This is a genomic window from Brevundimonas mediterranea (genome assembly GCF_014196125.1).
In the GTDB taxonomy this organism is placed as follows: Bacteria; Pseudomonadota; Alphaproteobacteria; order Caulobacterales; family Caulobacteraceae; genus Brevundimonas; species Brevundimonas mediterranea.
Window position 1 is genome coordinate 1,327,228 of the sequence record NZ_JACIDA010000001.1, and the last position, 22,861, is coordinate 1,350,088.

22 protein-coding genes and 1 tRNA gene are annotated in these 22,861 nt (G+C 68.2%); 5 read left to right on the forward strand and 18 right to left on the reverse strand.

Annotation, left to right across the window (positions count from 1 at the left end):
* Positions 1-51: 51 nt before the first annotated feature.
* Positions 52-1,041: a helix-turn-helix transcriptional regulator gene (locus tag GGR11_RS06660; RefSeq protein WP_343051097.1), complete on the reverse strand. Its 990-nt coding sequence runs from the start codon at positions 1,039-1,041 to the stop codon at positions 52-54.
* Positions 1,042-1,133: 92 nt separating this feature from the next.
* On the opposite strand from GGR11_RS06660, the gene GGR11_RS06665 reads away from it, so the two are divergent.
* Positions 1,134-1,358, forward strand: coding sequence for a hypothetical protein (locus GGR11_RS06665; RefSeq protein ID WP_035307121.1), 225 nt, complete (start codon positions 1,134-1,136; stop codon positions 1,356-1,358).
* Positions 1,359-1,374: 16 nt separating this feature from the next.
* On the opposite strand, the gene GGR11_RS06670 is transcribed toward GGR11_RS06665, so the two are convergent.
* From GGR11_RS06670 to GGR11_RS06700, 7 genes are all read right to left on the reverse strand, one after another.
* Positions 1,375-2,484 carry an acyltransferase family protein gene (locus GGR11_RS06670; RefSeq protein ID WP_183195945.1) on the reverse strand — a complete coding sequence of 370 codons (1,110 nt, stop codon included), beginning with the start codon at positions 2,482-2,484 and terminating at the stop codon, positions 1,375-1,377.
* A gap of 172 nt (positions 2,485-2,656) precedes the next feature.
* Entirely contained in the window at positions 2,657-4,078 is a 1,422-nt protein-coding gene (locus tag GGR11_RS06675) for an NAD(P)(+) transhydrogenase (Re/Si-specific) subunit beta (RefSeq protein ID WP_183195946.1), read from the reverse strand.
* Between the two features lie 13 nt (positions 4,079-4,091).
* Positions 4,092-4,358 (reverse strand): hypothetical protein, encoded by a 267-nt coding sequence (locus GGR11_RS06680; RefSeq protein ID WP_183195947.1) that lies wholly within the window; start codon positions 4,356-4,358, stop codon positions 4,092-4,094.
* The gene (locus tag GGR11_RS06685; protein WP_183195948.1) at positions 4,355-4,690 is read right to left on the reverse strand and encodes an NAD(P) transhydrogenase subunit alpha part 2; all 336 of its coding nucleotides are present in this window, start codon (positions 4,688-4,690) and stop codon (positions 4,355-4,357) included. Before GGR11_RS06685 ends, GGR11_RS06680 begins: the two co-directional genes overlap by 4 nt.
* Before the next feature lie 247 nt (positions 4,691-4,937).
* Positions 4,938-6,071 (reverse strand): Re/Si-specific NAD(P)(+) transhydrogenase subunit alpha, encoded by a 1,134-nt coding sequence (locus tag GGR11_RS06690; protein WP_183195949.1) that lies wholly within the window; start codon positions 6,069-6,071, stop codon positions 4,938-4,940.
* Positions 6,072-6,165: 94 nt separating this feature from the next.
* On the reverse strand, positions 6,166-6,438 hold the full coding sequence (locus GGR11_RS06695) for an aa3-type cytochrome c oxidase subunit IV (RefSeq protein ID WP_008264067.1): 273 nt from the start codon (positions 6,436-6,438) through the stop codon (positions 6,166-6,168).
* Between the two features lie 61 nt (positions 6,439-6,499).
* Positions 6,500-8,308, reverse strand: a complete 1,809-nt coding sequence (locus GGR11_RS06700) for a M3 family oligoendopeptidase (protein ID WP_183195950.1) — start codon at positions 8,306-8,308, stop codon at positions 6,500-6,502.
* 103 nt (positions 8,309-8,411) lie between these two features.
* Here GGR11_RS06700 and GGR11_RS06705 point away from each other — a divergent pair, with 103 nt between their 5' ends.
* The 3 genes from GGR11_RS06705 to GGR11_RS06715 all read left to right on the forward strand — a co-directional run bounded on the left by GGR11_RS06705 (position 8,412) and on the right by GGR11_RS06715 (position 12,305).
* Entirely contained in the window at positions 8,412-8,897 is a 486-nt protein-coding gene (locus GGR11_RS06705; protein WP_183195951.1) for a DUF1203 domain-containing protein, read from the forward strand.
* A 64-nt stretch (positions 8,898-8,961) separates the two neighbouring features.
* Positions 8,962-10,740 carry a DUF4153 domain-containing protein gene (locus GGR11_RS06710; protein WP_183195952.1) on the forward strand — a complete coding sequence of 593 codons (1,779 nt, stop codon included), beginning with the start codon at positions 8,962-8,964 and terminating at the stop codon, positions 10,738-10,740.
* A gap of 113 nt (positions 10,741-10,853) precedes the next feature.
* Positions 10,854-12,305 (forward strand): sigma-54-dependent transcriptional regulator, encoded by a 1,452-nt coding sequence (locus tag GGR11_RS06715; RefSeq protein ID WP_183195953.1) that lies wholly within the window; start codon positions 10,854-10,856, stop codon positions 12,303-12,305.
* Positions 12,306-12,465: 160 nt separating this feature from the next.
* On the opposite strand, the gene GGR11_RS06720 is transcribed toward GGR11_RS06715, so the two are convergent.
* The 4 genes from GGR11_RS06720 to GGR11_RS06735 form a co-directional block, all read right to left on the reverse strand.
* Positions 12,466-12,843 carry a hypothetical protein gene (locus GGR11_RS06720; protein WP_425485663.1) on the reverse strand — a complete coding sequence of 126 codons (378 nt, stop codon included), beginning with the start codon at positions 12,841-12,843 and terminating at the stop codon, positions 12,466-12,468.
* 12 nt (positions 12,844-12,855) lie between these two features.
* Positions 12,856-13,131: a nucleoid-associated protein GapR gene (gene gapR / locus GGR11_RS06725; RefSeq protein ID WP_183195954.1), complete on the reverse strand. Its 276-nt coding sequence runs from the start codon at positions 13,129-13,131 to the stop codon at positions 12,856-12,858.
* A 197-nt stretch (positions 13,132-13,328) separates the two neighbouring features.
* Positions 13,329-13,454: a type B 50S ribosomal protein L36 gene (gene ykgO / locus GGR11_RS06730; RefSeq protein WP_008263184.1), complete on the reverse strand. Its 126-nt coding sequence runs from the start codon at positions 13,452-13,454 to the stop codon at positions 13,329-13,331.
* 237 nt (positions 13,455-13,691) lie between these two features.
* Positions 13,692-13,768 (reverse strand) — tRNA-Ala (locus GGR11_RS06735).
* 182 nt (positions 13,769-13,950) lie between these two features.
* Between GGR11_RS06735 and GGR11_RS06740 the strand changes: the two genes are divergently transcribed.
* Positions 13,951-15,228 carry a lytic murein transglycosylase gene (locus tag GGR11_RS06740; protein ID WP_183195955.1) on the forward strand — a complete coding sequence of 426 codons (1,278 nt, stop codon included), beginning with the start codon at positions 13,951-13,953 and terminating at the stop codon, positions 15,226-15,228.
* Positions 15,229-15,420: 192 nt separating this feature from the next.
* Here the strand turns inward: GGR11_RS06740 and tdh are convergent, their stop codons facing one another.
* The 6 genes from tdh to GGR11_RS06770 form a co-directional block, all read right to left on the reverse strand.
* Positions 15,421-16,473 (reverse strand): L-threonine 3-dehydrogenase, encoded by a 1,053-nt coding sequence (gene tdh / locus GGR11_RS06745; protein WP_183195956.1) that lies wholly within the window; start codon positions 16,471-16,473, stop codon positions 15,421-15,423.
* A gap of 105 nt (positions 16,474-16,578) precedes the next feature.
* Complete coding sequence (locus GGR11_RS06750) at positions 16,579-17,769, reverse strand: glycine C-acetyltransferase (RefSeq protein WP_183195957.1); 1,191 nt, start codon at positions 17,767-17,769, stop codon at positions 16,579-16,581.
* 42 nt (positions 17,770-17,811) lie between these two features.
* Positions 17,812-18,726, reverse strand: a complete 915-nt coding sequence (locus GGR11_RS06755; protein WP_183195958.1) for a DUF4232 domain-containing protein — start codon at positions 18,724-18,726, stop codon at positions 17,812-17,814.
* 58 nt (positions 18,727-18,784) lie between these two features.
* Positions 18,785-19,207 carry a methylmalonyl-CoA epimerase gene (gene mce, locus GGR11_RS06760; RefSeq protein WP_183195959.1) on the reverse strand — a complete coding sequence of 141 codons (423 nt, stop codon included), beginning with the start codon at positions 19,205-19,207 and terminating at the stop codon, positions 18,785-18,787.
* On the reverse strand, positions 19,204-21,363 hold the full coding sequence (gene scpA / locus GGR11_RS06765; protein WP_183195960.1) for a methylmalonyl-CoA mutase: 2,160 nt from the start codon (positions 21,361-21,363) through the stop codon (positions 19,204-19,206). The genes mce and scpA overlap by 4 nt, the downstream gene beginning before the upstream one ends.
* Positions 21,360-22,739, reverse strand: coding sequence for a methylmalonyl-CoA mutase family protein (locus tag GGR11_RS06770; protein WP_183195961.1), 1,380 nt, complete (start codon positions 22,737-22,739; stop codon positions 21,360-21,362). Before GGR11_RS06770 ends, scpA begins: the two co-directional genes overlap by 4 nt.
* Positions 22,740-22,861: the final 122 nt, after the last annotated feature.

Sequence of the window (22,861 nt, forward strand, 5' to 3'; positions counted from 1 at the left end):
GGTCAGGCCTGCGATAGCGAGGGCCGGCGACGGCGTCACCTTAAGCCTTCGTCATACGTGGGCCGCGTCCAGAGCGCGTCCGGCCGCCGCCAGTTCCCCGGCCATGACGGCCTTGAGCCGCTCGGGCGCCAGGATCATGGCCTGTTCGCCCCAGGTGAACAGGTGCCAGGCCAGTTCGCGCATGCCCGAGGCGCGGAACCGCACGATGACGGCGCCGTCCGCCTGATCCTCGAACGACTGGGTCGGGTGCCAGCGCCAGCTCTTCGCCTCGGCCGCACCCTCGGGGGCGATGCGCACCACCACATCCTCGATCTCGTCCTGATAGATGCCGAAGGACTGGCTGGCGAAGACGCCCAGGTCGAAATCGGCGGGCGGAACCGCCACCCCGTCCTGCGGGGCGACGCTGCTCATCCGGTCCAGGCGGAAGGTCTGGATACGACCGGTCTCGCGGTCGGCGGCGACCAGATAGTTGGCGCGGCCGAACATGACCCCGCACGGGGCGACGCTGCGCCGGCGCGGCTCGGCGCCCGGCCGGGAATAGGTGAAGCCCAGCGGCTGCTGCGCCAGCACCGCTCCGCGAATGGCGGTCAACAACCCCTCGTCCGCCGAGGGGCGAGGGCCGGCCTGGACGGCGATGGTCTCGGCCCGAACCAAGGCCTCCAGATCCGGCGCCATCCGGTTCAGTGTGGTGGACCGCATGGCCGCCTTCAACTTGCGCTCCAGCGCCTCCAGCGCCGCCGCACGGGCCGGCTCGCCCGCCGCGCGCAGGGCCGAGGCCGCCTTGGCCAGTTCCAGCATCTCGGTCGCCGTCGGCGCCTGTTCGAAGGCCGACAGGCCGCCGCGAATACGCCAGCGTTTCGACGGCGGATCCGACACCTCCTCCACCTGGGGGAACAGCATGAGGACGGCGTCGCGCATGCGCTCGGCGGTGCGGCGGGCGACGCGCATGTCGCGCGCCATCTCGTCGATGGTCAGACCTTCGGCGCTGGCGGCCATACGCCGCGCCAGGTCGATCACCATGGCCGCCTTGTCGTGTCTCACCGTCGCTCCTGAATGATACGTCCGTTTCTGACGCATCAGTGCGCCATAACACCATCATCGACAAGAGGCCGACCGCTTCAGGAGATCATCAAATGGCTCGCTTCCAACCGAACACCGCCGTCAACGCCAACCGCTATCTGATCGTGCCGTGCGAGGCCGACGGCTCGTCGGACCTGGCCGTCATCTGGGATCGGCTGGAGGAACAGGTGGTGGACGTCATCTCCGCCGCCGCCATCGCCCGCTATTCGGACGAAGACGCCCTGTGGGACGAGGCGCGATCGGACCCGGCGGAAACGCCCTGGCTGATGGCGGCCTGAACGCGGCCTCTAGGGTTCAGGCGGCCTTGGGCTTGGTCCAGCGGTCGATCAGGCGCTGGGCCGGGCGTTCGACCCGATTGTGCGCCACGACCGCGATCACGACGATGAAGCCGAACAGGCCGAGCGCGAACAGGTCGTTCAACCAGACCGAGCCGAAATCGACGCGCCGTCCGCCCGGCATCCAGTCCAGCTTGCGCGCGATGATCAGCATCACGGTCAGGATGAACATGTGGACCATGTAGATGGAGAAGGACCAGCGCCCCAGGGTCACCAGGGCGGGATGATCCAGCAGTCGCGACACCCGCCCCTCCTCGCCCGCGAACACCCAGACCAGAACGACGAAGACCAGGGTGACGGCGACCGTCACCGGCCCCTCGGCCCAGGCGACGAAGACGCAGACGGCGACGACGGCGGCGATCTCCAGCCCCGTGGCGGCCAGCCCCTTCAGGCGCGGGATATTCATCCATAGGCCCTGCAACAGACAGCCCAGGAAGAAGCCGTAAACCGCCCGCGGCACGGCGAAGTCATAGGTGGTGTTCATCCAGCGCCGGGCGTAGCTGACCACCAGAACGCCGCCGATGATCGCGAGCACAAGGCCGATCCAGCGAAACCGCTTGGGCGCGACCAGCACCAGACCGGCGAAGATCAGATAACAGGCCCATTCGGCGCTTAGCGTCCACGACGGCCCGTTCCAGGTCAGATGCGGATGGACGTGCCAGGCCTGGATCAGGGCCAGATTGGTGAAGATCGCCCACACCGACCGGTCCCCGGTAAACGGCGCGGCACTATCGAAATGGAAGGCCAGCCGCGCCAGCTCCAGTCCGACATAGGCGGCCAGCATCAGCACGTGCATCGGCCAGATCCGCCCGAACCGCCGCACCATGAACCGCCCGGCGTCCGCCCCGGTCTTCAGCCGCTCGGCATAGGCATGGGCGATGACGAAGCCCGACAGGACGAAGAAGTAATCGACGAACAGATAGGCGTGCTGGATGAAGTCCCAGCTCCGCCAATGGCTGGCGACCGGCATGTGGAACATGACGACCAAAATGGCGCACACCCCGCGCAGGGAATCCAAGGCCTCGAAACGGCGATGAGCGACGGGAGCGGGTTTGGACAGGGCGTTCACGACCGCGTGATAGCGCCGGTCAAGCTCGGGCGATAGGGGTTTCGGTGTTTGGTGAGAGGATGGGCGGCGCGCCCTTTGCTTCATCTGCCCTGCTTCACCGGACGGCGGACATGAAGCTGTGCTCTCAACCCGTCATCCTGGGCCTCGTACCCAGGATGACGACAGTGGAGCCTCACAGCGCCTTCACGATCCCCTCGACCATCTTCTTCGCATCCGCGAACAGCATCATGGTGTTGTCGCGGAAGAACAGCTCGTTCTCCACGCCCGCATAGCCCGAGCCCATGCCGCGCTTGATGAACAGCACGGTCCCGGCCTTTTCCACGTCCAGGATCGGCATGCCGTAGATCGGCGACTGGGGGTCGGTCTTGGCGGCGGGGTTGGTGACGTCGTTGGCGCCGATGACGAAGGCGACGTCGGCGGTGGCGAACTCGGCGTTGATGTCCTCCAGCTCGAACACCTCGTCATAGGGGACGTTGGCCTCGGCCAGCAGGACGTTCATGTGGCCGGGCATGCGGCCGGCGACGGGGTGGATGGCGTATTTCACCTCGACGCCTTCTTCCTTCAGCTTGTCGGCCATTTCACGCAGCGCATGCTGGGCCTGGGCCACCGCCATGCCGTAGCCGGGCACGATGATGACCTTGGAGGCGTTCTTCAGGATGAAGGCGGCGTCCTCGGCCGAGCCCTGTTTGACCGGCCGGGTCTCCTTGGCGCCGGCGGGACCAGCCGCGGCGTCCGCGCCGCCGAAGCCGCCCAGGATGACGCTGATGAAGCTGCGGTTCATGCCCTTGCACATGATGTAGCTGAGGATCGCCCCTGACGACCCGACCAGGGCGCCGGTGATGATCAGGGCGATGTTCTCGAGCGTGAAGCCCAGGGCCGCCGCCGCCCAGCCGGAGTAGGAGTTCAGCATCGACACCACGACGGGCATGTCGGCGCCGCCGATGGGGACGATCAGGGTCGCGCCCAGCACCAGGGCGATCAGGAAGACGCCCCAGAAGGCCCAGGTCGCCGACCCGCCGGTGCCGATCAGGATCCCGATCAGGAAGACCAGGCCCAGGGCCAGGCCGACATTGATCAGGTGCCGCCCCGGCAGGATGATCGGCGACCCGCTCATGTTGCCGTTCAGCTTGGCGAAGGCGATGACCGAGCCCGTGAAGGTGATGGCCCCGATGGCGACGCCGAGCGACAGCTCAATGATCGACAGGGTCTTGATGCCGGTCCCGTCCTCGGACAGGATGCCGAAGGCCTCGGGCGCATAGACGGCGCCGATGGCGACCAGGCAGGCGGCCATGCCGACCAGGCTGTGGAAGGCGGCGACCAACTGGGGCATGTCGGTCATGGCGACGCGCCGCGCGATCAGGGCGCCGGTCCCGCCGCCGACGATGACCCCGCCCGCGATCAGGGCCAGGGTGACGGCGTCCAGCGCCCCGGTGGTCCCCAGGGTCAGCAGGGTCACGCCGATGGCCAGGGCCATGCCGATCATGCCGTAGGTATTGCCCTGGCGGCTGGTCTCGGGGCTGGACAGGCCGCGCAGCGACAGGATGAACAGGACGCCCGAAACCAGATAGGCCAGTGCGGCCAGCGATGCGTTCATCACGCCCCTCCCCTCAAGACGTGCGCGCCAGCCGCCACAGGGCGGCGGCGATGAACAACGGGCCGATGAAGAACAGGGCCCATTCGAAGACGCCCAACGGCCGGTCCTGGGTCACGACCCGGACCAGAATGGCCGAAAAGACAAAGGCGATGCCGCAGTCGTGCAGCCGCTGGCGCTTGATCGGAACCTTCGTCCCGAACCAGCCGTACAGCCACAGGCCGAAGCCCAGGCCGGTGGCGACCCAGGAGCCCCCGATGGCGATCTGCGCGGCGTCGGTCATGCCGCGCTCTTGGGAGCCGGCCGCTCCTTCTTCTTGTACATGGCCAGCATCCGTCGGGTGACCATGAAGCCGCCGAAGATGTTGACGCTGGCCAGGGTCACGGCCAGCACGCCCGCGCCCTTGGCGATCCAGGCGCTGGGTCCGGTGACGTCGCCCGACACGGCCGCCGCCGCGATCAGGCCGCCGACGATGATGACGCTGGACACCGCATTGGTCACGGCCATCAGCGGCGTGTGCAGCGCCGGCGTCACGCTCCAGACGACGTAGTAGCCGACGAAGATGGCCAGGACGAAGATGGCCAGACGGAAGACGGTGGGATCGACGTGTTCCATGGTCAGGCCTTCTGCTCCAGACGTGCGTCAATGCTAAGCAAAGTCCGCAAAATTCCACTCGCCATCAGGCCCATGAGCAAGCCGCCCAACCGCCCCTCCAAGAACATTGTGAAGGGACCATCCGAAAGTCGTGGTCCTGTCATCTCGGCATAGACCGTGACTGCCACTCCCAGGACAATCAGGAGCGAACTACCGACCATGGCAGCAAGAGAAAGGATGGTGAGAGCTCTTCGAACTTGCCGGGACATCATCCCCGCACCCCCTCATGCACCACGGCCCCGCCGTGCGTCACAACGGCCGCCTTCAGGATCTCGTCCTCCAAATCCACGGCCAGAACCCCGTCCTTGATCATCAGTCCCACGAAGGCCGACAGGTTGCGGGCGTACAGCGCGCTGGCGTCGGCGGCGATGCGGCCGGGCAGGTTGGACCAGCCGACGATGGTCACGCCGTTCGCGGTGGTCGTCACCTCGTTCAGCTTCGACCCTTCGACATTTCCGCCCGCCTCGACCGCCAGATCGACGATGACCGAGCCCGGCTTCATCGAGGCCACATGAGCCGCCGTCAGCAGCACCGGGGCGGCGCGGCCGGGGATCAGGGCGGTGGTGATGACGATGTCCTGTTTGACCACATGGCTGGCGGTCAGTTCGGCCTGTTTGGCCTGATATTCGGGCGACATCGGCTTGGCGTAGCCGCCGGCGGTCTGGGCGTTCTTGAACTCCTCGTCCTCGACGGCCAGGAATTTGGCGCCCAGGCTCTCGACCTGTTCCTTGGTGGCGGGGCGGACGTCGGTGGCGGTGACGACGGCGCCCAGACGCCGCGCTGTGGCGATGGCCTGAAGCCCGGCGACGCCGACGCCCATGATGAAACACTTGGCGGCGGCGACCGTGCCGGCCGCCGTCATCATCATCGGGAACCCCTTGCCATAGGCGTAGGCCGCCTCGATCACCGCGCGATAGCCGGCCAGGTTGGCCTGGGACGACAGCACGTCCATGACCTGGGCGCGGGTGATGCGGGGCACGAATTCCATGGCGAAGGCGGTGGCGTTGGCGCCGGTTAGGGCCTCGACCGTGGCCTTGTCGCGCCAGGCGTCCAGCATGGCGACGACCACCGCGCCGGGTTTCAGCGCGCTGGTCTCCTGGGCCGTGGGGCCGCGCACCTTCAGCACGATGTCGGCGCCGTCCAGCACCGCGCGGGTGTCGGGCTTCACCGCCGCGCCGGCGGCGGCGTAGTCGGCGTCGGGAATGGAGGAGCCCAGGCCGGTCCCGGCCTCGACCGTGACGGTCGCGCCCAGGGCGATCAGCTTCTTGACCGTCTCGGGCGTGACGGCGCAGCGCGTCTCGCCTTCGCGACGTTCACGGGTGGCGGCGATAGCGACGGCCAAGCGAATCCCCTTGTTCCTGTATGGGACGCGAGACTAGGCCGGTTCCGAAGACGCCGTCAAAGCGCGTCGTTATTCCATCGTTGCGGACGGAGGCTCAGTGGCCGGCGTCGGCCTTGGGCTTCAGGGCGAAGAAGCCGACGCCCCCCAGCACCACTGCGCCGACCAAGGCCGCCATCAGGTTGCCGCCCGGATGGAACCACAGGGTCAGGAACAGCAACAGGCAGGCCACGGCCAACGAGCCCCATTTGGCCAAATCCATGAACAGCTTGAAGGTCGCCGCCTGTTCATTGATCTGCATCCCGCCCCGGACATAGGCGGTCGCGTCGGCGTCTGCCTCGGCGGTGGCGGGATTGTGAGCGTCGGCCATGAGAACTCCCTCGGTCTTTTCGTTGGCGCGACTATAGCGCGGCTTCAGCCGGACGCCAGCCTCACCCCAAGGCTTCGAACTGATCCACCAGCCGCTCCAGCCGCTTGCAGCCCACGCTCCAGAAGGCCGGATCGCGCGGGTTGAGGCCGAAGGGCTTCAGCGCCTCGACGTAGGTCTTGGCCCCGCCCCCGGCCAGCAGGTCGCGGTACAGGGGGGTGAACCCGGTCGGATCGGCCCGCCGCGCCTCCATCAGGGCCGCCACCAGCAGGTCGCCGAAGGCATAGGCGTAGACGTAGAAGGGCGAGTGGACGAAGTGGCTGACATAGGCCCACCAGTGCTCGTAGCCGGGGTTCAGCGTCACCGCCGGCCCCAGCGAGGCGCCCATCTCCGTCAGCCACAGTTCGTTGATCCGCTGCTGCGAGACCTCGCCCTTCTGCCGCTCGTCATGGAAACGGGTCTCGAACCGGTGGAAGGCGATCTGGCGCACCACAGTGTTCAGCCCGTCCTCGATCCGCCCGGCCAGCAGGCCGCGCTGCTCGCGCTTGGGCGCCGTCGCCAGCAGACGGTCGAACGTCAGACCCTCGGCGAAGATGGAGGCGGTCTCGGCCAGGGTCAGGGGCGTATCGGCCAGAAGCGTGCCCTGGTCCGCCGCCAGGGTCTGGTGCACCCCGTGGCCCAGTTCATGGGCCAGGGTCAGAACGTCGCGCCGCTCGCCCATCCAGTTCAGGAAGACATAGGGATGGCGGTCGGCGGTGACCGGGTGGGCGTAGGCGCCCGACTGCTTGCCCGGCCGGGCGCGGCCGTCGATCCAGGGCTTGTCGAAGAAGCCGGCGGCCCGCTCGGCGAAGTCGCCGCCCAGGTCCGAGAAACTGTCCAGCACGATCTCGCGCCCCTGGCTCCAGGTGAAGGCGCGCGGGGCGGTGGTCTCGATCGGGGCGTTGCGGTCCCAGTGGTCCAGCCGCGCCTTGCCCATGGCCTTGGCCTTCAGCGTATAATAGCGGTGCGACAGCTGCGGATAGGCGGCCGCGACGGCCTCGGCCATGGCGTCCACCGCCTCGCCGTCGACCTCATTGCCCAGGTGGCGGCCGTCGGCGGGCCGTTTGAAGCCGCGCCAGCGGTCCTCCATCGCCTTGTCGGCGGCGACCGTGTTCAGCACCAGGGCTAGGGTGGGCGCGCGGGCGGCCAAGGCCTCCGACAGGCCCTCGGCGGCGGCCCTGCGGCGCGCGGGCTTGGCGTCCGACAGCCGGTTCAGGGCCTCGGCCAGGGTCAGGCTTTCGCTGCCGGCCTTCGCCCGAAGCGCCGCCAGCTGTTCGTCGAACAGGCGCGGCCACTGGGCCGTGATCGGGCCGCGCTCGGCGATGAAGGTCTCAAGCTCGCTCGACAGTTCGTGCGGCTTCATCGCCCGCACGCGCCGCAGCCACGGCCGCCAGCGCGATGCGCCGGCGTGGGCGGTCAGGGCGGCCTCCAGCGCGGCGTCGTCGATCTGGTTGATCTCCAGCGTCAGCCAGACGGTCGGGGTGGCGATGGCGGTGATCTTCTCGCGCACATCGGCCTCGAACCCTTGCGCCCCCGCGTCGTCGCGCGCCGTCGAGGCCGCCAGGAAGGCGTAAGCGCCCAGGGCGCCCAGGACGTCCGAGGCCTGTTCATACAGGCTGATCGCCCGATCCAGCGCCGCGCCCAAGGAAGCCGGATCGCCGCCCTGCCCCGCCAGTCGGCCTTGCAGGCCGTTCATCTCGTCCACCAGAGCGCGCGCCCGATCCAGGTCGGCGGCGATCCGGGCGTCGTCGCGCGAACCATAGAGGTCGGTCAGGTCCCACAGGGGCGCTTCCGCAGGATTGGACTGGGGCGGGGCTTTGAAGGGGGCGTTCATGCCCGCCTTTGTGGGGGCGGCGCGGGCGCGATGCAACGGCCGCAAGCCGCCAGACGGCGAGAACCGAACGTCGCAAGGAAAGACCTCAATCTGGAGATTCCCCATGACCTATCGCATCGAAGCCCTGCCCCTGGCGCCTTTCGCGCCCTATTTCGCCATGTCCGATAAAGACTTAGCGGCGGTCGGCGCGCGCCGGTGGGTCGCCGACGCCCCCGGCCGCGCGCCCTGCCGGGTCAGCCTGCGCGACGCCGACGCCGGAGAGGCGCTGGTGCTGGTCAATCACGCCCACCTGATCGACCCGAACTCGCCCTATCGCGCCTCGGGACCGATCTTCGTGCGCGAGTCGGCGGTGGAACAGGCGCCGATCACCGGACCGGCGCCGGAGATGCTGACCAAACGACCACTGTCGCTGCGCCTCTATGACCGGCGCAACATGATGCTGGAGGGGCTGGTGATCGACGGCGCCGATCTGGATGCGCGGCTGGCCGAGGCGTTCGACCATCCGGCGCTGGACCAAGTCCACATCCATTTCGCCCCGCGGGGCTGCTATCTGGCGCGGGCCTGCCGGATCGAGGTGCCGCTTCCCTGAACACCCCCGATCCGGCTAGATGGCGCGCCCAGGTCGGGCTCCGAACCGGGCAAAAGGGCGCGTCATGACCACCGAAGCGGCGAATATTCTCGGCACGGGCTGGGGCGGAACCACGCCGGACGGCGACCGCCGCCGGATCGCAATCGTACGCCTGGCGGTCGGCCTGATGCAGGGCATAGTCCTGTACCTGCTGCTGCGCGCCACCGAGGGCGACAGCGCCAGCTGGTCGCAGCGCCATCCCGACCTGTTCGCGCCGGCCCTGCTGACTACACTCTTCCTGCCCGCCGTCCTGCTGTCCGGCGTCGGCAAGCTGCGGCTGTGGGTCTATGTGGTCTGGAGCCTGATCGCGGGCGCGGTCCTGGCCCTGCTCGCCTGGCACGACATCGCCCGTCAGGCCGACGGCGCCCGCGAGGCGACCTTCCCCCTGTTCGTCTTCGCGGCGGCGGCCCTGTTCATCGCCCATCATCTGATCGTGCCGGCGGACCGTGAGCGCCGGCTGGCGGCCTCCTATCCGGCCTATTTCGACGCCGCCTGGATGGCGGGCGTGCAGGGGGTGCTGTCGGTCGGCTTCGCCGGCGCCTTCTGGCTGCTGCTTCTGCTCGGGGCGAGCCTGTTCAAGATCATCGGGCTCAGCTTCCTCAGCGACCTGCTGGAAAAGGGCTGGTTCACACTGCCGCTGACCAGCCTGGCTTTCGCCACGGCGGTGCATCTGACCGATGTGCGCGACGGCTTGATCCGGGGCGTGCGGACCGTGGCCCTGATGCTGTTGTCCTGGCTGCTGCTGGTCATCACGGTGCTGGTCGGCGGCTTCCTTGTGGCCCTGCCCTTCACCGGCCTGGACGGCCTGTGGCAGACGGGCAGCGCCACGGCCCTGGTCCTGTCGGCGGCGGCGGCCCTGATCGTGCTGATCAACACTGCCTATCAGGACGGCCGTCCCGACCATCGCCCCCCGGTGGTGCTGCGCTACGGCGTCCGGGTCGCCTCGGCCTTGATCGCACCCCTGGTGGCCCTGGCCTTCTGGGGCTTGGCCCTGCGCATCGGCCAGCACGGACTGACGCCGGATCGGATCATCGCCACGGCCTGCGCTGTGATCGGCGCGGTCTATGGCCTGGGCTATCTGTTCGCCGCCGTCCGCCCCGGCCCCTGGATGAAGCCGCTGGAGCCGACCAACATCCTCGCCGCCGTCCTGTCGGTCGCGGTCATCCTGGCCCTGTTCAGCCCCATCGCCGACCCGGCGCGGCTATCGGCGGCGGACCAGGTCGCGCGGCTGGAACGTGGGGCCGTGGCGGCTAAGGATTTCGACTTTGACTTCCTGCGCTTCGACAGCGGCAAGGCGGGGCTCGCGGCCCTGGACCGGCTGACGCGGTCGTCGGACCCACAGATCGCCGAACTGGCCCGCGCCGCCAAGGCCCGACAGGAACGGTCGGGCTATTCGGTGGAGGACCGAGCCACGCGGGTGGCCGGCATCCGGATCCAGCCCATCGCGGGCCAGAGTACGCCGCCCAGCTTCACCGCCCAGCTGGGTCGCCAGGACGCCCTGATGTACGCTTGCACCGTCGGCAATCCCTGCCAGCTGCGCAATCTCGATCTGGACGGCGACGGCCGCATGGAGGTTCTGCTGGCGACCTCCAGCTCTATCTTGAGCTTCACACAGAACGGCGAGGGGCAATGGTGGCAAAGCGCAATCTACGCCGCCTGCGCGCCCGGATCGTCGGAGGAACTGGCGAAGGCGTTCGTGGATCGCTTCGCCGTCGCTCCTGCGCGCCTGCCGGACCTCGTCGTCGGTGGTCAGAGATTGCAGGCTCAACCGCAGATCGGCTGCGCGCCGCCCGTGTCCCGTTAACCCCCCGCTCACCACGCCCTCTCACCCGATTTTCACCTCGTCCCCCTAGAAATCGTCCCGAAACGGGCCAGTCCGCACCACGGGCGGCCTATCGGTGATGACAAGGGGCTCCCATGGCCAAGACCGTTCTGGTGGTCGATGACGATCCGACCCAGCGCCGCCTGCTACAGGCCGTGCTCGAACGCGACGGCTACGCCGTGGTCCATGCCGCCGGGGGCGGCGAAGCCATTGACCGCATGCTCCGGGGCGGCGGCGCAGACATGCTGTTGCTGGACATGGTGATGCCCGAGATGTCGGGTCTGGAATGCCTGGCCGAGCTGCGCAGCGCGGGCGTGACCACGCCGGTCATCGTCCTGACGGCCAACGGCGGCATCGACACTGTGGTCAAGGCCATGCAGGCCGGCGCCCAGGACTTCTTCGTCAAGCCGGTCGGACCCGAACGTCTGCTGGTCGGGGTGCGCAACGCCCTGAAGATGACCCAGCTGACCGCCGAGGTCGGCCGGCTGACCAAACGGGCGCAAGGGCGCGCCAGCTTCGACGACATCATCGGCGACAGCGCCCCCATGCGAATGGTCAAGGCTCTTGGAACGCGGGCCGCCAAGTCGTCCATTCCGGTGCTGATCACAGGCGAAAGCGGCGTCGGCAAGGAAGTCATCGCCCGCGCCCTGCACGGCGCCAGCGACCGAGCCGGCAAGCCCTTCGTCGCCGTCAACTGCGGCGCCCTGCCGGCCAATCTGGCGGAATCCATCCTGTTCGGCCACGAGAAGGGCGCCTTCACCGGAGCGGTCGACAAGACCCTGGGCAAGTTCCGGGAGGCCGACGGCGGCACCCTGTTCCTGGACGAGATCGGCGAACTGCCGCTGGACCTCCAGGTCAAGCTGCTGCGCGCCCTGCAGGAGAGCGAGATCGATCCGGTCGGCGGCAAGCGGCCGGTCAAGATCGACGTCCGCATCGTCTCGGCCACCAATCGCGACCCCGCGCAACAGGTCAAGGACGGCGCCTTCCGCGAGGATCTGTTCTATCGGCTGAACGTCTTCCCGATCGAGGCCCCGTCCCTGCGCGACCGTCGCGAGGACATCCCGGCCCTGGTCGATCATTTCATCGCCCGGTTCAACGCCGAGGAAGGCAAGCGAATCATGGGCTGCGCGCCCGAGACCCTGGCCATGCTCCAGGCCTTCGACTGGCCGGGCAATGTCCGCCAGCTCGAAAACGCGGTGTTCCGCGCCATCGTCCTGGCCGACTCGCCCTTCCTTCAGCCCTATGATTTCCCGTCCATCTCGGGCGTGACGGCGCCCATGCCGGACACGGCCGCCGCCGCCCCGGCCAACGCCGCCCCTTCCTACGCCGACCTTCCGCCCCTGCCGGAACAGCCAATCCGCATCCTGGACGACCGCGGCCATCTGCGGACGCTGGAAGACATCGAACGCGACCTGATCCAGCACGCCATCGAGGTCTACGCCGGCCACATGAGCGAAATCGCCCGCCGCCTGGGCATCGGCCGCTCCACCCTGTACCGCAAGGTCCGCGAACAAGGGCTGGAAGGTCAGCTGAAGGAAGCGGGATGAACATCTCCCTCTCCCGCCGGGAGAGGGCTTGAGCGCCCGAGAGCGTAGCGATCGGTCTTGCGCGAAAGGGTGAGGGGCACGGTCGTGCGAACTGGCCCACCGGCGGACCCCTCATCCGGCCCTTCGGGCCACCTTCTCCCGCAAGGGAAGAAGGGAAACATCACTCGCCCTTCTTCCGTCCCCACCGCCGCTTCGGCTCCTCGCCCTTCGCCTTGGCGGTGATCTCCTTCAGCTTGCGGCCTTGCATGGCCGACAGGGCCTGACCGGGCGCGCCCTTTTCGGGGTCGGCGAAGGCGCGGCCGTGGGTCTTCACTCGCTCGCCGACGGACTCGAGGAACTCCCCCTCCCATTCGGACAGAGAAACGCCCGCCTTCTCTGCCGAGCGGCGGGCGCGTTTCAGAGCGTTGAGCGCGGCGCGTTTCGCCGCTTCGCGCTGTATCTCAAAAGGGCTGGGTAGCGGCTTCTTGGGGGCGCTCTCGCCCTTCGGGCTGCTTGAGCGCGAAAGGCCGCCGCCTGACTTGAAGGGGGTGCGCTTCAAGCCGGGTCAGCCTCAAATCTCGCCCAGGGCCGACATATAGAGGTCCAGGATGGCGTCCTCTTCCTGGCGCTTGGCCTTGTCCTGCTTACGGATGCGGATGACCTTGCGCAGGATCTTCACGTCATAGCCCTCGCCCTTGGCCTCGGCGAAGACCTCCTTCATGTCGGTCATGACGGCCTGTTTGTCCTCTTCGAGGCGCTCGAGGCGCTCGATGATGGTGCGCAGCCGGCCTTGGGCGGTCGCGGTCAGAACGTCGGACGAGGCGTCGAAGGCGGCGTCGTCAGCCATGGGAATACTCCAGAAATCAAGCGCGGACGCTAACCATGCCGAGAGGCGCGGCTCAACCGCCGAACACGAAAAAGGCCGCGGACAATATCCGCAGCCTGTGGATCGTCAGGGTTTCTTGTTGCGCGATCGCCTTTTGGGCGACTTCAGCGCGAACCCTGCGTGCGCACGCCGCCGAAGCGGCGCGCAAACAGAGCAGCTTAGCCCTGCTTCGCCTTGAAGCGCGGGTCGGTCTTGTTGATAACGAAGACGACGCCCTTACGACGCACGACCTTGCAGTCGCGGTGACGGGTCTTCAGGGACTTGAGCGAGCTGCGGACCTTCATGGTCGGACGTCCTGAGAGAAGCCAATAAGAAAGCCGCTGATCCGGGCGGATCGCGGCGGAGGCGGTCGTATAGAGAGCGGTCCGGAGAAGGTCAACCCGCTACAGGCCAAAACCCTACAAAAGCCAGTCCCTGCCTGCCCCCAACCACCTTCCCCACCCCGTGCTCAAGTCGCGCGAAGCGCGGTAGCACCCCAAACATGTGCTCAAGTAGCCCGAAGGGCGATAGCACCAAAAAAATGGAGGCCTGACCTCCGAGTCGAACGGAGGGTTTCCGGGGTTGCACGCCCGTTGCGTCGCCACTCCGCCATCAGGCCGTCAGAGGACCCTGCGCCAATACGCCGCAGTGCGTTAGCGCGTCGATGAAATTGAGGGTTAACGACGTCAACAGGGGAGTCTCACGGCAACGCTTTCGCGTCACAGGCGCTTTGTGGCGCGTGAAAGTCATTCGCGCGGATGTCATTTCACCTATTACCTCGGGGGCTGTAGTCTGAATCTCATGCGCTTTTCCTATCGCCTACTCCTCATCTGCTCTGTCGCGGCCTGCGCCCCCATGCTGCCCGAGCCGCCCGTCAATTTGCCGACGCCGACGCCTGACCCGGGCGCGCCCGTCGCGGCGCCGACGCCCGCGCCTCAGACGCCGCCCCTGGCCGCCTATGACCAGCAGGGTTTCGAGGGCTGGAAACAGGGCTTCCTGGCACGCAAGGGCGGCGCCCGCCGCGCCGACTACGAACGGGAACTGGCCGGGCTGACGCCCGACGCCTCGGTCGTGCGGCTGGACCGCAATCAGCCCGAATTTTCCAAGCCCGCCGGCGCCTATATCCAGAATGCGGTGACGCCGGTGCGAATCGCCCAGGCCAAGCAGCGGATCGACCGCGTGCCGTGGTCGGTGGTCCAGCGCTTCGGCGTGCCGTCCGAGATTCTGGTCGGGGTCTGGGCCCAGGAGAGCGCCTTCGGTCAGGTTCAGGGCGACTATGACGTCATCCGCTCGCTGGCGACCCTGGCCTATGACGGCCGCCGCCGCGACTGGGCCGAGGCCCAGTTGAAGGACGCGCTGGACATCGTCGTCGACGGCCGCCGTGAACGCGCGGGCCTGAAGGGAAGCTGGGCCGGAGCCATGGGCCAGACCCAGTTCATGCCTGACAACTATCTGCGCCTGGGCGTCGATCAGGACGGCGACGGCAAGGTCGACATCTGGGCCGACGACGCGGACGCCCTCGCCTCCGCCGCCAATCTGCTGGCCCAGGCCGGCTGGAAGCGCGGTCAGGGCTGGGGGTACGAAGTCGTCCTGCCCGCCGGCTTCAACTATGCCGAGGCCGAAGGGCCCAAGCACAACTGGGCCTATTGGGCGGCCAAGGGCGTGCGCCTGGCCCAGGGCGGCACGCCGAACGGCGCCGAGGCCTTGGAAGACGCCACCATCCTGCTGCCCCAGGGCGCCAACGGCCCGGCCTTCCTGGCCCTGCCGAACCATTATGTGATCCGGCGCTACAACAACTCGGTCTCCTACGCCCTGGCCATCGGCCTGACGGCGGACGGGATCATGGGCAAGCCCGGCCTGACCAAGGCCTGGCCCAACGACGCCTCCATGTCGCGCGAACAGCGGATCGGCGCCCAGGCCGCCCTGACGCGGCTGGGCTATGACACCCAGGGGATCGACGGCGTGATCGGCACCAACACCCGCACGGCCCTGCGCCGCTGGCAGCAGGCCAACGGCCGCATCGCCGACGGCTATCTGACCGCCGCCCTGGCCGACGAACTGATCCGCAAGACGAACTGAGGGCCGACTTCACCTCCCCGCGCGCGAAGGCGCGTGGGGAGGACAGGTCGCGCAGCGACCAGGTGGGGGCGACTCCGACGGCGGTGATGACCACGCCAGCGTCAGACACCGAGTCGCCCCCTCCTGGCGCTCGCTGACGCGATCGCCTGTCCTCCCCATTCGCCTACGCGAACGGGGAGGTGATCATAAGCCTCAGGCCGCCTTGTCCCAGTTCAGCACCACCTTGCCCGACTGGCCCGACTTCATCGCCTCGAAGCCTTCGCGGTAATCGGCGTAGCCCAGCCGGTGGGTGATCAGCGGGCTCAGGTCCAGCCCCGCCTTCAGCAGGCCCAGCATCTTGCGCCAGGTGGTGAACATCTCGCGGCCATAGACGCCCTTGATCGTCAGGGCCTTCAGGATGATGGCGCCCCAGTCGGTCTCCATCGGCTTTGAGGGAATGCCCAGCATCGCCATGCCGCCGCCCATGATCAGGGTGTCGACGCACTGTTTGAAGGCGATGGGGGAGCCGGACATCTCCAGCGCCACGTCGAAGCCGACCTTCAGGCCCAGCTCCTTCATGACGTCGTGGATGTCTTCCTTGGTCGTGTTCACGGTGCGCACGCCCGGCGCCACCTTCTGCGCCAGCTCCAGCCGGAAGTCGTTGATGTCGGTCAGGACTACGGTGCGCGCGCCCGCGTGACGGGCCACGGCGGCGGCCATCATGCCGATGGGGCCGGCGCCGGTGACCAGGACGTCCTCGCCCAGCAGGTCGAACTGCTGCGCCGTGTGCACCGCATTGCCGAACGGGTCCAGGATCGAGCCGATCTCATAGGGGACGTCGTCGGGCAGTTCGATCACGTTGAAGGCGGGCGCGACCACGAACTCGGCGAAGGCGCCCTGGCGGTTGACGCCGATGCCGCGCGTCTTGGGGTCCAGGTGGAAATGACCGGCGCGGGCCGCCTCGGAGTTCAGGTCGATGACATGCCCCTCGGCCGAGACGCGCTGGCCGATCTTCAGCGGGCGATCCACGTCCTTGCCGACGGCGACGATCTCGCCTGCGAACTCATGGCCGGTGATCATCGGGGTCGGGACGTTCTTCTGGGACCACTCGTCCCAGTTCCAGATGTGGATATCGGTGCCGCAGACAGCGGTGCGGTGCACCCGGATCAGCACGTCTTCCGGTCCCGCCTCGGGGATCGGGGCGTCGATCAGTTCCAGGCCGATGCCCGGCGCGGTCTTGGCCAGGGCTTTCATCGTATCGGTCATAGTCTCAACTCCCTGAAATCATGGCCTCGGCTTTGTTCCGAAGCCCGCGGCTGAGGCCCCACGCCTCCTCACCGCTTGTTCTTCGTCGATGGCGCGCGAAGAGGGCTAAATGACGCCCAATTCCCGTCCCGCCTGCGTAAACGCCGCCACCGTCCGGTCGATCTGCTCGAACGAATGCGCCGCCGACATCTGGGTGCGGATCCGGGCTTGGCCGCGCGGCACGACCGGGAAGCTAAACCCGATCACATAGACGCCCAGCTCCAGCGCCCTTGCCGCGAAATCCTGCGCCAGCTTGGCGTCGCCAAGCATGACCGGGATGATCGGATGCTCGCCGTCCAGCAGGGTGAAGCCCGCATCGGCCATGGCGTTGCGATAGCGATGGGCGTTGGCCGACAGACGGGTGCGCAATGCATCCCCCTCCGCCCCCTGGGCGATGCGGATCGCCTCCAGCGACGACCCGCACACCGCCGGCGCGAGGGCGTTGGAGAACAGATAGGGCCGCGCCCGCTGTTTCAGCAGTTCGACCACCGACTTCTTCGCACAAATGAAGCCGCCCATGGCGCCGCCCAGGGCCTTGCCGAAGGTGCCGGTGACGAAGTCCACCTCGACCCCGTGGTGGGCGAAGGAGCCCTTGCCTTGCGGGCCCAGGAAGCCCGTCGCGTGGCAGTCGTCCACCATGATCAGGGCGTCGTACTTGTCCGCCAGCACCCGAATCTCGTCCAGCTTGGCGATATAGCCGTCCATCGAGAAGGCGCCGTCGGTGGCGATGATGATGTCGCGCGCGCCGGCCTCGCGGGCTTCCTTCAGCCGGGTCTCCAACTCGTCCATGTCGGAGTTGGCGAACCGGTAGCGTTTGGCCTTGCACAGCCGCACCCCGTCGATGATCGAGGCGTGGTTCAGGCTGTCCGACACGATGGCGTCGTTCTCGCCCAGGAGGGGTTCGAACAGGCCGCCGTTGGCGTCGAAAGCCGCCGCAAACAGGATGGCGTCCTCAAAACCCAGATAGCCGGCGATGACGGCTTCCAGTTCCTTGTGGATCTCCAGGGTGCCGCAGATGAAGCGGACCGAGGCCGTGCCCGCGCCCCACTTCTGCTGCGCTGCGATCCCGGCCTGAACGACGCGCTCGTCGCCCGCCAGGCCCAAATAGTTGTTGGCGCAGAAGTTCAGCACGTCACGGCCGGCGACCTGGATCACCGGTCCCTGGCGCGAGGCGATGATGCGTTCGGGCTTGGTCAGGCCCTGGGCGTCGATCTCGGTCAGTTCGCCGGCGACGCGGTCGTAGAAGCTCTGGGTCATGGGCCGCGACCTACGCCGATTTCGACCGGGATTCCAGCCGTCTTAGGTCGCCATCTCGGGATTGGCCTCGGCCCGGATCGGGCTGACGCGGACCTTGCCTCCGCACGGCTGGAAGGCGAAGGACAGGCTGACCGCCGCCGTATCGTTCGGCGCCGTGGCTCTTAGGGTCGCCGCGCTCGGACAGGTCTTCTGCATCGTCTCGTCCGGCACGACGCTCCACGCCATTTCGAAATAGGCCTTGGCCCGGGGCGCCAGCTCCACTGGCGTCGGCGCCTGGCCCTGGCGGAAATAGCTGCCGGGACTCTGGTCGGCGCGGATCGTGGTCAGGGGCCGCCCCTGCGCGTCCAGCAGGATCACGCCCGGATAGCCGGTCAGGCTGCACGCCTGGGCGCCGAGATTCTGGAAGCTGAAATTGCGCACCCGATTGCCCGCCCCGGCGTCGCCGCCCTCGGCCGCCAGCTTCAACTGCGGTCCCTTGCACGGCGTGGACGCAGGCAGGACACCGCCCGGCGCAGGCGTGGTCGTCTGGCCCGGCAGGACTTGCGGAACCGGCGCGCCGGTCGCCGCCGTCGCCACCGGCCGGGCGCACTGCTCCAGCACCGCCACTCCGACCTCCTCGTTGGGCCCGAGCCGGCTGAGGGTCGCGCGCTCCTGGCCGTCGCGCGGCGCGGTCCACCATTCGACGCCCGAGCCGACATAGCGAGCGCCGCTGGCCGCCTCGACCGAGCGCAGGTCATAGGTCCGCCCCTTGTAGGCCAGCTGCGCCGTCGCCGTGTCGGGATACCGCGCCTCGACCATCGCCCCGCTCTCGCAGGCGTAGCCGACGGCCGGAGCGGTCGACGCGGCCGCCGGTTGGGGCTCGACCGGGGCGACCGGCTGTTCCGGCTCGGCCTGCTGACAGGCGGAGACCCCCGTCAGGGCGGCGATGGCGACGAAGGCGGTCAGGCGACGCATCATGGTCAGGTCTCTCCCGTTCGCAGAACTTAACGGCGAAGCTGGCGAAAAGCTCCAGCGATCAGTGCTCGCCTTTCGGCGTCTCCATCAGCTCGATCAGCACCCCGCCCATGTCGCGCGGATGCAGGAAGACGACCGGCGTCCCGTGCGCCCCGATGCGCGGCTCGCCCGTGCCCAGCAGGGTGACGCCCTTGGCCCGCATCTCGGCGATAGCGGCGTGGATGTCGGCGACCTCGAAACAGACGTGATGCTGGCCGCCCTTGGGGTTCTTGGCCAGGAAACCGACGATGGGGCTGGTGTCGTCATAGGGTTCGATCAGCTCGATCTGGGCCGTCGGGGTGTCGATGAAACAGACCTTAACCCCCTGCGCCGGGAGGTCGAACGGCTCTCCGATCTTCGTCGCCCCCAGAATGTCCCGATACAGTTTGATCGAGTCCGCGATGGAGGGGGTCGCGACCCCGACATGGTTCAGGGCGCCGATCATGGCTTGTCCTTTGCAGGCGCAGGCTGGGCGTAACCCAGCCGCTGGTTCAGCTTCTCGATCAGGTCCACCGCCGTGTCGGCGATGGCCGAACCGGGCAGATAGACAGCGGCGGCGCCCATATCGAGCAGGGGCTGGACGTCGGACGGCGGGATGACGCCCCCGACCACGATCATGATTTCGGGCCGGCCCAGCTTCTCCAGCTCGGCTTTCAGTTCCGGCACCAGGGTCAGGTGGCCCGCCGCCAGGGATGAAGCGCCCACCGCATGGACCCCCTTGTCCACCGCATCGCGCGCGGCCTCTGACGGGGTCTGGAACAGGGCGCCGGCGGTCACGTCGAAGCCCAGGTCGCCGTAGCCTGTGGCGACCACCTTCTGGCCACGGTCGTGCCCGTCCTGGCCCAGTTTGGCGATCAGGATGCGCGGCGGCCCGCCGTCATTCTCGACGAAGGTCGCCACCATCTCGCGGGCGCGGGCGAAGCGGGGATCGGTGCCGGCCTCCTTGGCGTAGACGCCCGACACGGTCTGGACCGTCGCCACATGGCGACCGAAGGCGGCCTCCAGCGCATCGGAGATTTCCCCCACCGTCGCCTTGGCCCGCGCGGCCTGCACCGCCAGCTCCAGCAGGTTCGCCTTCCCGCGCGCACCGTTCGTCAGCGCCTCCAGCGCCGCATCGGTCGCCGCCGGGTCTCGCTCGGCCCTCAGCCGTTTCAGCTTGTCGATCTGGGCCGCCAGCACCGCCGCATTATCGACCTTCAGCATCGGAATATCGTCGACGACGGGGTTCAGATATTTGTTCACCCCCACCACCGTCTGCTGGCCGGTGTCGATCCGGGCCTGGGTCTTGGCGGCGGATTCCTCGATCCTCAGCTTGGGAATCCCGGCCTCGATGGCCTTGGCCATGCCGCCCAGGGCCTCGACCTCGGCCATATGGGCCCGCGCGCGCTCGGCCAGTTCGTGCGTCAGCCGCTCGACATAGAAGCTGCCGCCCCACGGATCGATCACGCGGGTCAGCCCCGTCTCCGACTGCAACAGGATCTGGGTGTTGCGCGCGATCCGGGCCGAGAAGTCGGTCGGCAGCGCCAGGGCCTCGTCCAGGGCATTGGTGTGCAGGCTCTGCGTCTGCCCGCCCGCCGCCGCCATGGCCTCGACCATGGTGCGCGGCACATTGTTGAACACGTCCTGCGCCGCCAGCGACCAGCCCGAGGTCTGGCAGTGGGCGCGTAAGGACAGCGACTTCGGATCGACCCCGCCCTCTTTCCGCACCGCCTCGGCCCACAGCAGGCGGCCCGCCCGCATCTTGGCCACCTCCATGAAATAGTTCATGCCGATGGCCCAGAAGAAGCTCAGCCGCGGCGCGAACCGGTCGATCGGCATGCCCGCCGCGACGCCCGCCCGCAGATATTCGATCCCGTCCGCCAGCGTATAGGCCAGCTCGATATCCGCCGAGGCCCCCGCCTCCTGCATGTGATAGCCGGAGATGGAGATGCTGTTGAACTTCGGCGTCTCCTGCGCCGTCCAGGCGAAGATGTCGGCGATGATCCGCATCGAGGGCTCGGGCGGATAGATGTAGGTGTTGCGGACCATGAACTCCTTCAGAATATCGTTCTGAATGGTCCCGGTCAGGGCCGCGTGCGGCACGCCCTGCTCCTCGGCCGCGACGACATAGAGGGCCAGGATCGGCAGCACCGCGCCGTTCATCGTCATCGACACCGACATCTGGTCCAGCGGGATCCCGTCGAACAGGGTCCGCATGTCATAGATGCTGTCGATGGCCACCCCCGCCATGCCGACGTCGCCCTTCACCCGCGGGTGGTCGCTGTCATAGCCCCGGTGCGTCGCCAGATCGAAGGCGATGCTCAAGCCCTTCTGCCCCGCCGCCAGATTGCGGCGATAGAAGGCATTGGATTCCTCGGCGGTCGAGAAACCGGCGTACTGGCGGATGGTCCAGGGATTGCCCGCATACATGGTCGGATAGGGCCCGCGCACGAACGGCGCGAACCCCGGCAAACCGTTCTGGTGATCCAGTCCGTCCAGCGCCTCGGCGCCATAGGCGGTCTCGACCGTCAGCCCCTCGGGCGTCAGCCACGGGTCGCGCGTCGGCCCCTGCCCGGTCGCGTCGAGGTTCAGGGCGATCTTGCTGAAATCGGGGAAACTCATTGCGCCGCCTCCTCGAAGGCTGCGGCGAAGCGGATCGGCGTCAGGGGTTCGCATACCCGCTCGACCCGCGACGGCGCCGCGTCAGCCGCCTCGACCGGCGCCGGCCGCACGTCCACGTCCACATATTTCGTCACCCCGATGATCTGGGCCGCGCCGTTCGCCAGCGCCGCCTCCCGCTGGACGCGAGCGCGGGCGATGCGGGGCTGGATCACCGACCCCTTCAGGGCCTCGACCAGACCGCCCTCGGCCTCGATCATCTGGAACTCGGCCCAGCCGGCCTCGGCCAGATCCCGCGTCCGGGCGTCCAGATACCAGCTGCCCGCCGCCGGATCATCGACCCGGCCCAAATTGGCTTCTTCCATCAGCACCAGCTGGGTGTTCCGCGCCTGCCGCCTGGCGAAGGCGTCGGACCGCCCGGTCGCGCGGGTGAAGCCGTCCAGCACCACCACGTCCGCACCACCCACGGCGCCCGCAAACCCCGCCGCCGTCAGCCGCAGCAGATTGGGCCAGGGGTCGCGCGCCGCCAGCATCCGCCGCGACGACCGCGCCTCGATCACCGCCGGCGCCTCCACGCCGAAAGCCTTGGTCAGCCCGCCCCAGATCAGGCGCATGGCCCGGACCTTGGCCAGGCTGTCGAAATATTCCGCATCGACCGACAGGCCGACCACCGTGCCGCGCAAAGCCGCCTCGACCGACATCCCCGCGTCCACGGCCGCCTTCACATGGGCCACCACGCTGGCGGCCGCAAAGGCCAGCTCCTGCGCCGCCGACCCGCCCGCCTCGTGCGCCACGCGCCCGCTGGCCATGAAGAAGGTCGCGTCGGGATAGGCGCCCGCATGGCGCGCCGCCGTATTGGCCGCCAGGCTCAAATGTTCTTCCACCGAACGCGGCGCCCCGCCCGTTTCGGCGAAGGCCGAGACAGGGTCCATGTGAAACCGCAGCTTGGCGCGCGGCGACCCCTTGGCCACGACCGCCAGGGCGTTGGCCGCATCCGGCCCGTCGATCCCGGCGTCCAGAGCGACCGGCGCCAACTCCAGCGCCACGCCCTCCAGCGCCCGGCCCAGAGGCCTCGAGTCCTCCAGCACTCCGCCCTTCAGCTCCACCGAGGCGGCGCCGTTCTCCAGATCAGTCAGCACGGCCTCATTGACCGCCTCGGCGTCGTCCCCCTCGACCAGGGTCCGCAGATCCCAGGCCCGGCCTTCGGAGTCGGACGGACGCGGGGCGAAGATCGACTGGACGCCCGTCGCCCCGCCGTACAGCGGACGCGTCACCAGTTGGTCGGCGTCGAGGGACATCAACGACTCAATCGGCCGATCCTTCAACGCCTTCTGGGCCGCCTCGCGCCATTCGAGGGGGCTGGGTGTGGGGAAGCTCATGCGCGGCCCTCCCCTTCTTCTTTCGTCATTCCGGGCGAAGCGTAGCGGAGACCCGGAACCCAGCGGCGCCGAAGGCGAAATCCATCCGCCGCTCGATGGTTGAAGACCGAATCCGCGACAGG

Bases quoted from the DNA above. Each gene is read 5' to 3' on its own strand.
- GGR11_RS06740 (WP_183195955.1), top strand. From the start codon at position 13,951: ATGCGCTTTTCCTATCGCCTACTCCTCATCTGCTCTGTCGCGGCCTGC.
- GGR11_RS06675 (WP_183195946.1), bottom strand. From the start codon at position 4,078: ATGAACGCATCGCTGGCCGCACTGGCCTATCTGGTTTCGGGCGTCCTG.
- ykgO (WP_008263184.1), bottom strand. From the start codon at position 13,454: ATGAAGGTCCGCAGCTCGCTCAAGTCCCTGAAGACCCGTCACCGCGAC.
- GGR11_RS06700 (WP_183195950.1), bottom strand. From the start codon at position 8,308: ATGAACGCCCCCTTCAAAGCCCCGCCCCAGTCCAATCCTGCGGAAGCG.
- gapR (WP_183195954.1), bottom strand. From the start codon at position 13,131: ATGGCTGACGACGCCGCCTTCGACGCCTCGTCCGACGTTCTGACCGCG.
- GGR11_RS06715 (WP_183195953.1), top strand. From the start codon at position 10,854: ATGGCCAAGACCGTTCTGGTGGTCGATGACGATCCGACCCAGCGCCGC.
- GGR11_RS06665 (WP_035307121.1), top strand. From the start codon at position 1,134: ATGGCTCGCTTCCAACCGAACACCGCCGTCAACGCCAACCGCTATCTG.
- GGR11_RS06750 (WP_183195957.1), bottom strand. From the start codon at position 17,769: ATGACCCAGAGCTTCTACGACCGCGTCGCCGGCGAACTGACCGAGATC.
- mce (WP_183195959.1), bottom strand. From the start codon at position 19,207: ATGATCGGCGCCCTGAACCATGTCGGGGTCGCGACCCCCTCCATCGCG.
- GGR11_RS06710 (WP_183195952.1), top strand. From the start codon at position 8,962: ATGACCACCGAAGCGGCGAATATTCTCGGCACGGGCTGGGGCGGAACC.
- tdh (WP_183195956.1), bottom strand. From the start codon at position 16,473: ATGACCGATACGATGAAAGCCCTGGCCAAGACCGCGCCGGGCATCGGC.
- GGR11_RS06705 (WP_183195951.1), top strand. From the start codon at position 8,412: ATGACCTATCGCATCGAAGCCCTGCCCCTGGCGCCTTTCGCGCCCTAT.
- GGR11_RS06770 (WP_183195961.1), bottom strand. From the start codon at position 22,739: ATGAGCTTCCCCACACCCAGCCCCCTCGAATGGCGCGAGGCGGCCCAG.
- scpA (WP_183195960.1), bottom strand. From the start codon at position 21,363: ATGAGTTTCCCCGATTTCAGCAAGATCGCCCTGAACCTCGACGCGACC.
- GGR11_RS06680 (WP_183195947.1), bottom strand. From the start codon at position 4,358: ATGACCGACGCCGCGCAGATCGCCATCGGGGGCTCCTGGGTCGCCACC.
- GGR11_RS06685 (WP_183195948.1), bottom strand. From the start codon at position 4,690: ATGGAACACGTCGATCCCACCGTCTTCCGTCTGGCCATCTTCGTCCTG.
- GGR11_RS06755 (WP_183195958.1), bottom strand. From the start codon at position 18,726: ATGATGCGTCGCCTGACCGCCTTCGTCGCCATCGCCGCCCTGACGGGG.
- GGR11_RS06695 (WP_008264067.1), bottom strand. From the start codon at position 6,438: ATGGCCGACGCTCACAATCCCGCCACCGCCGAGGCAGACGCCGACGCG.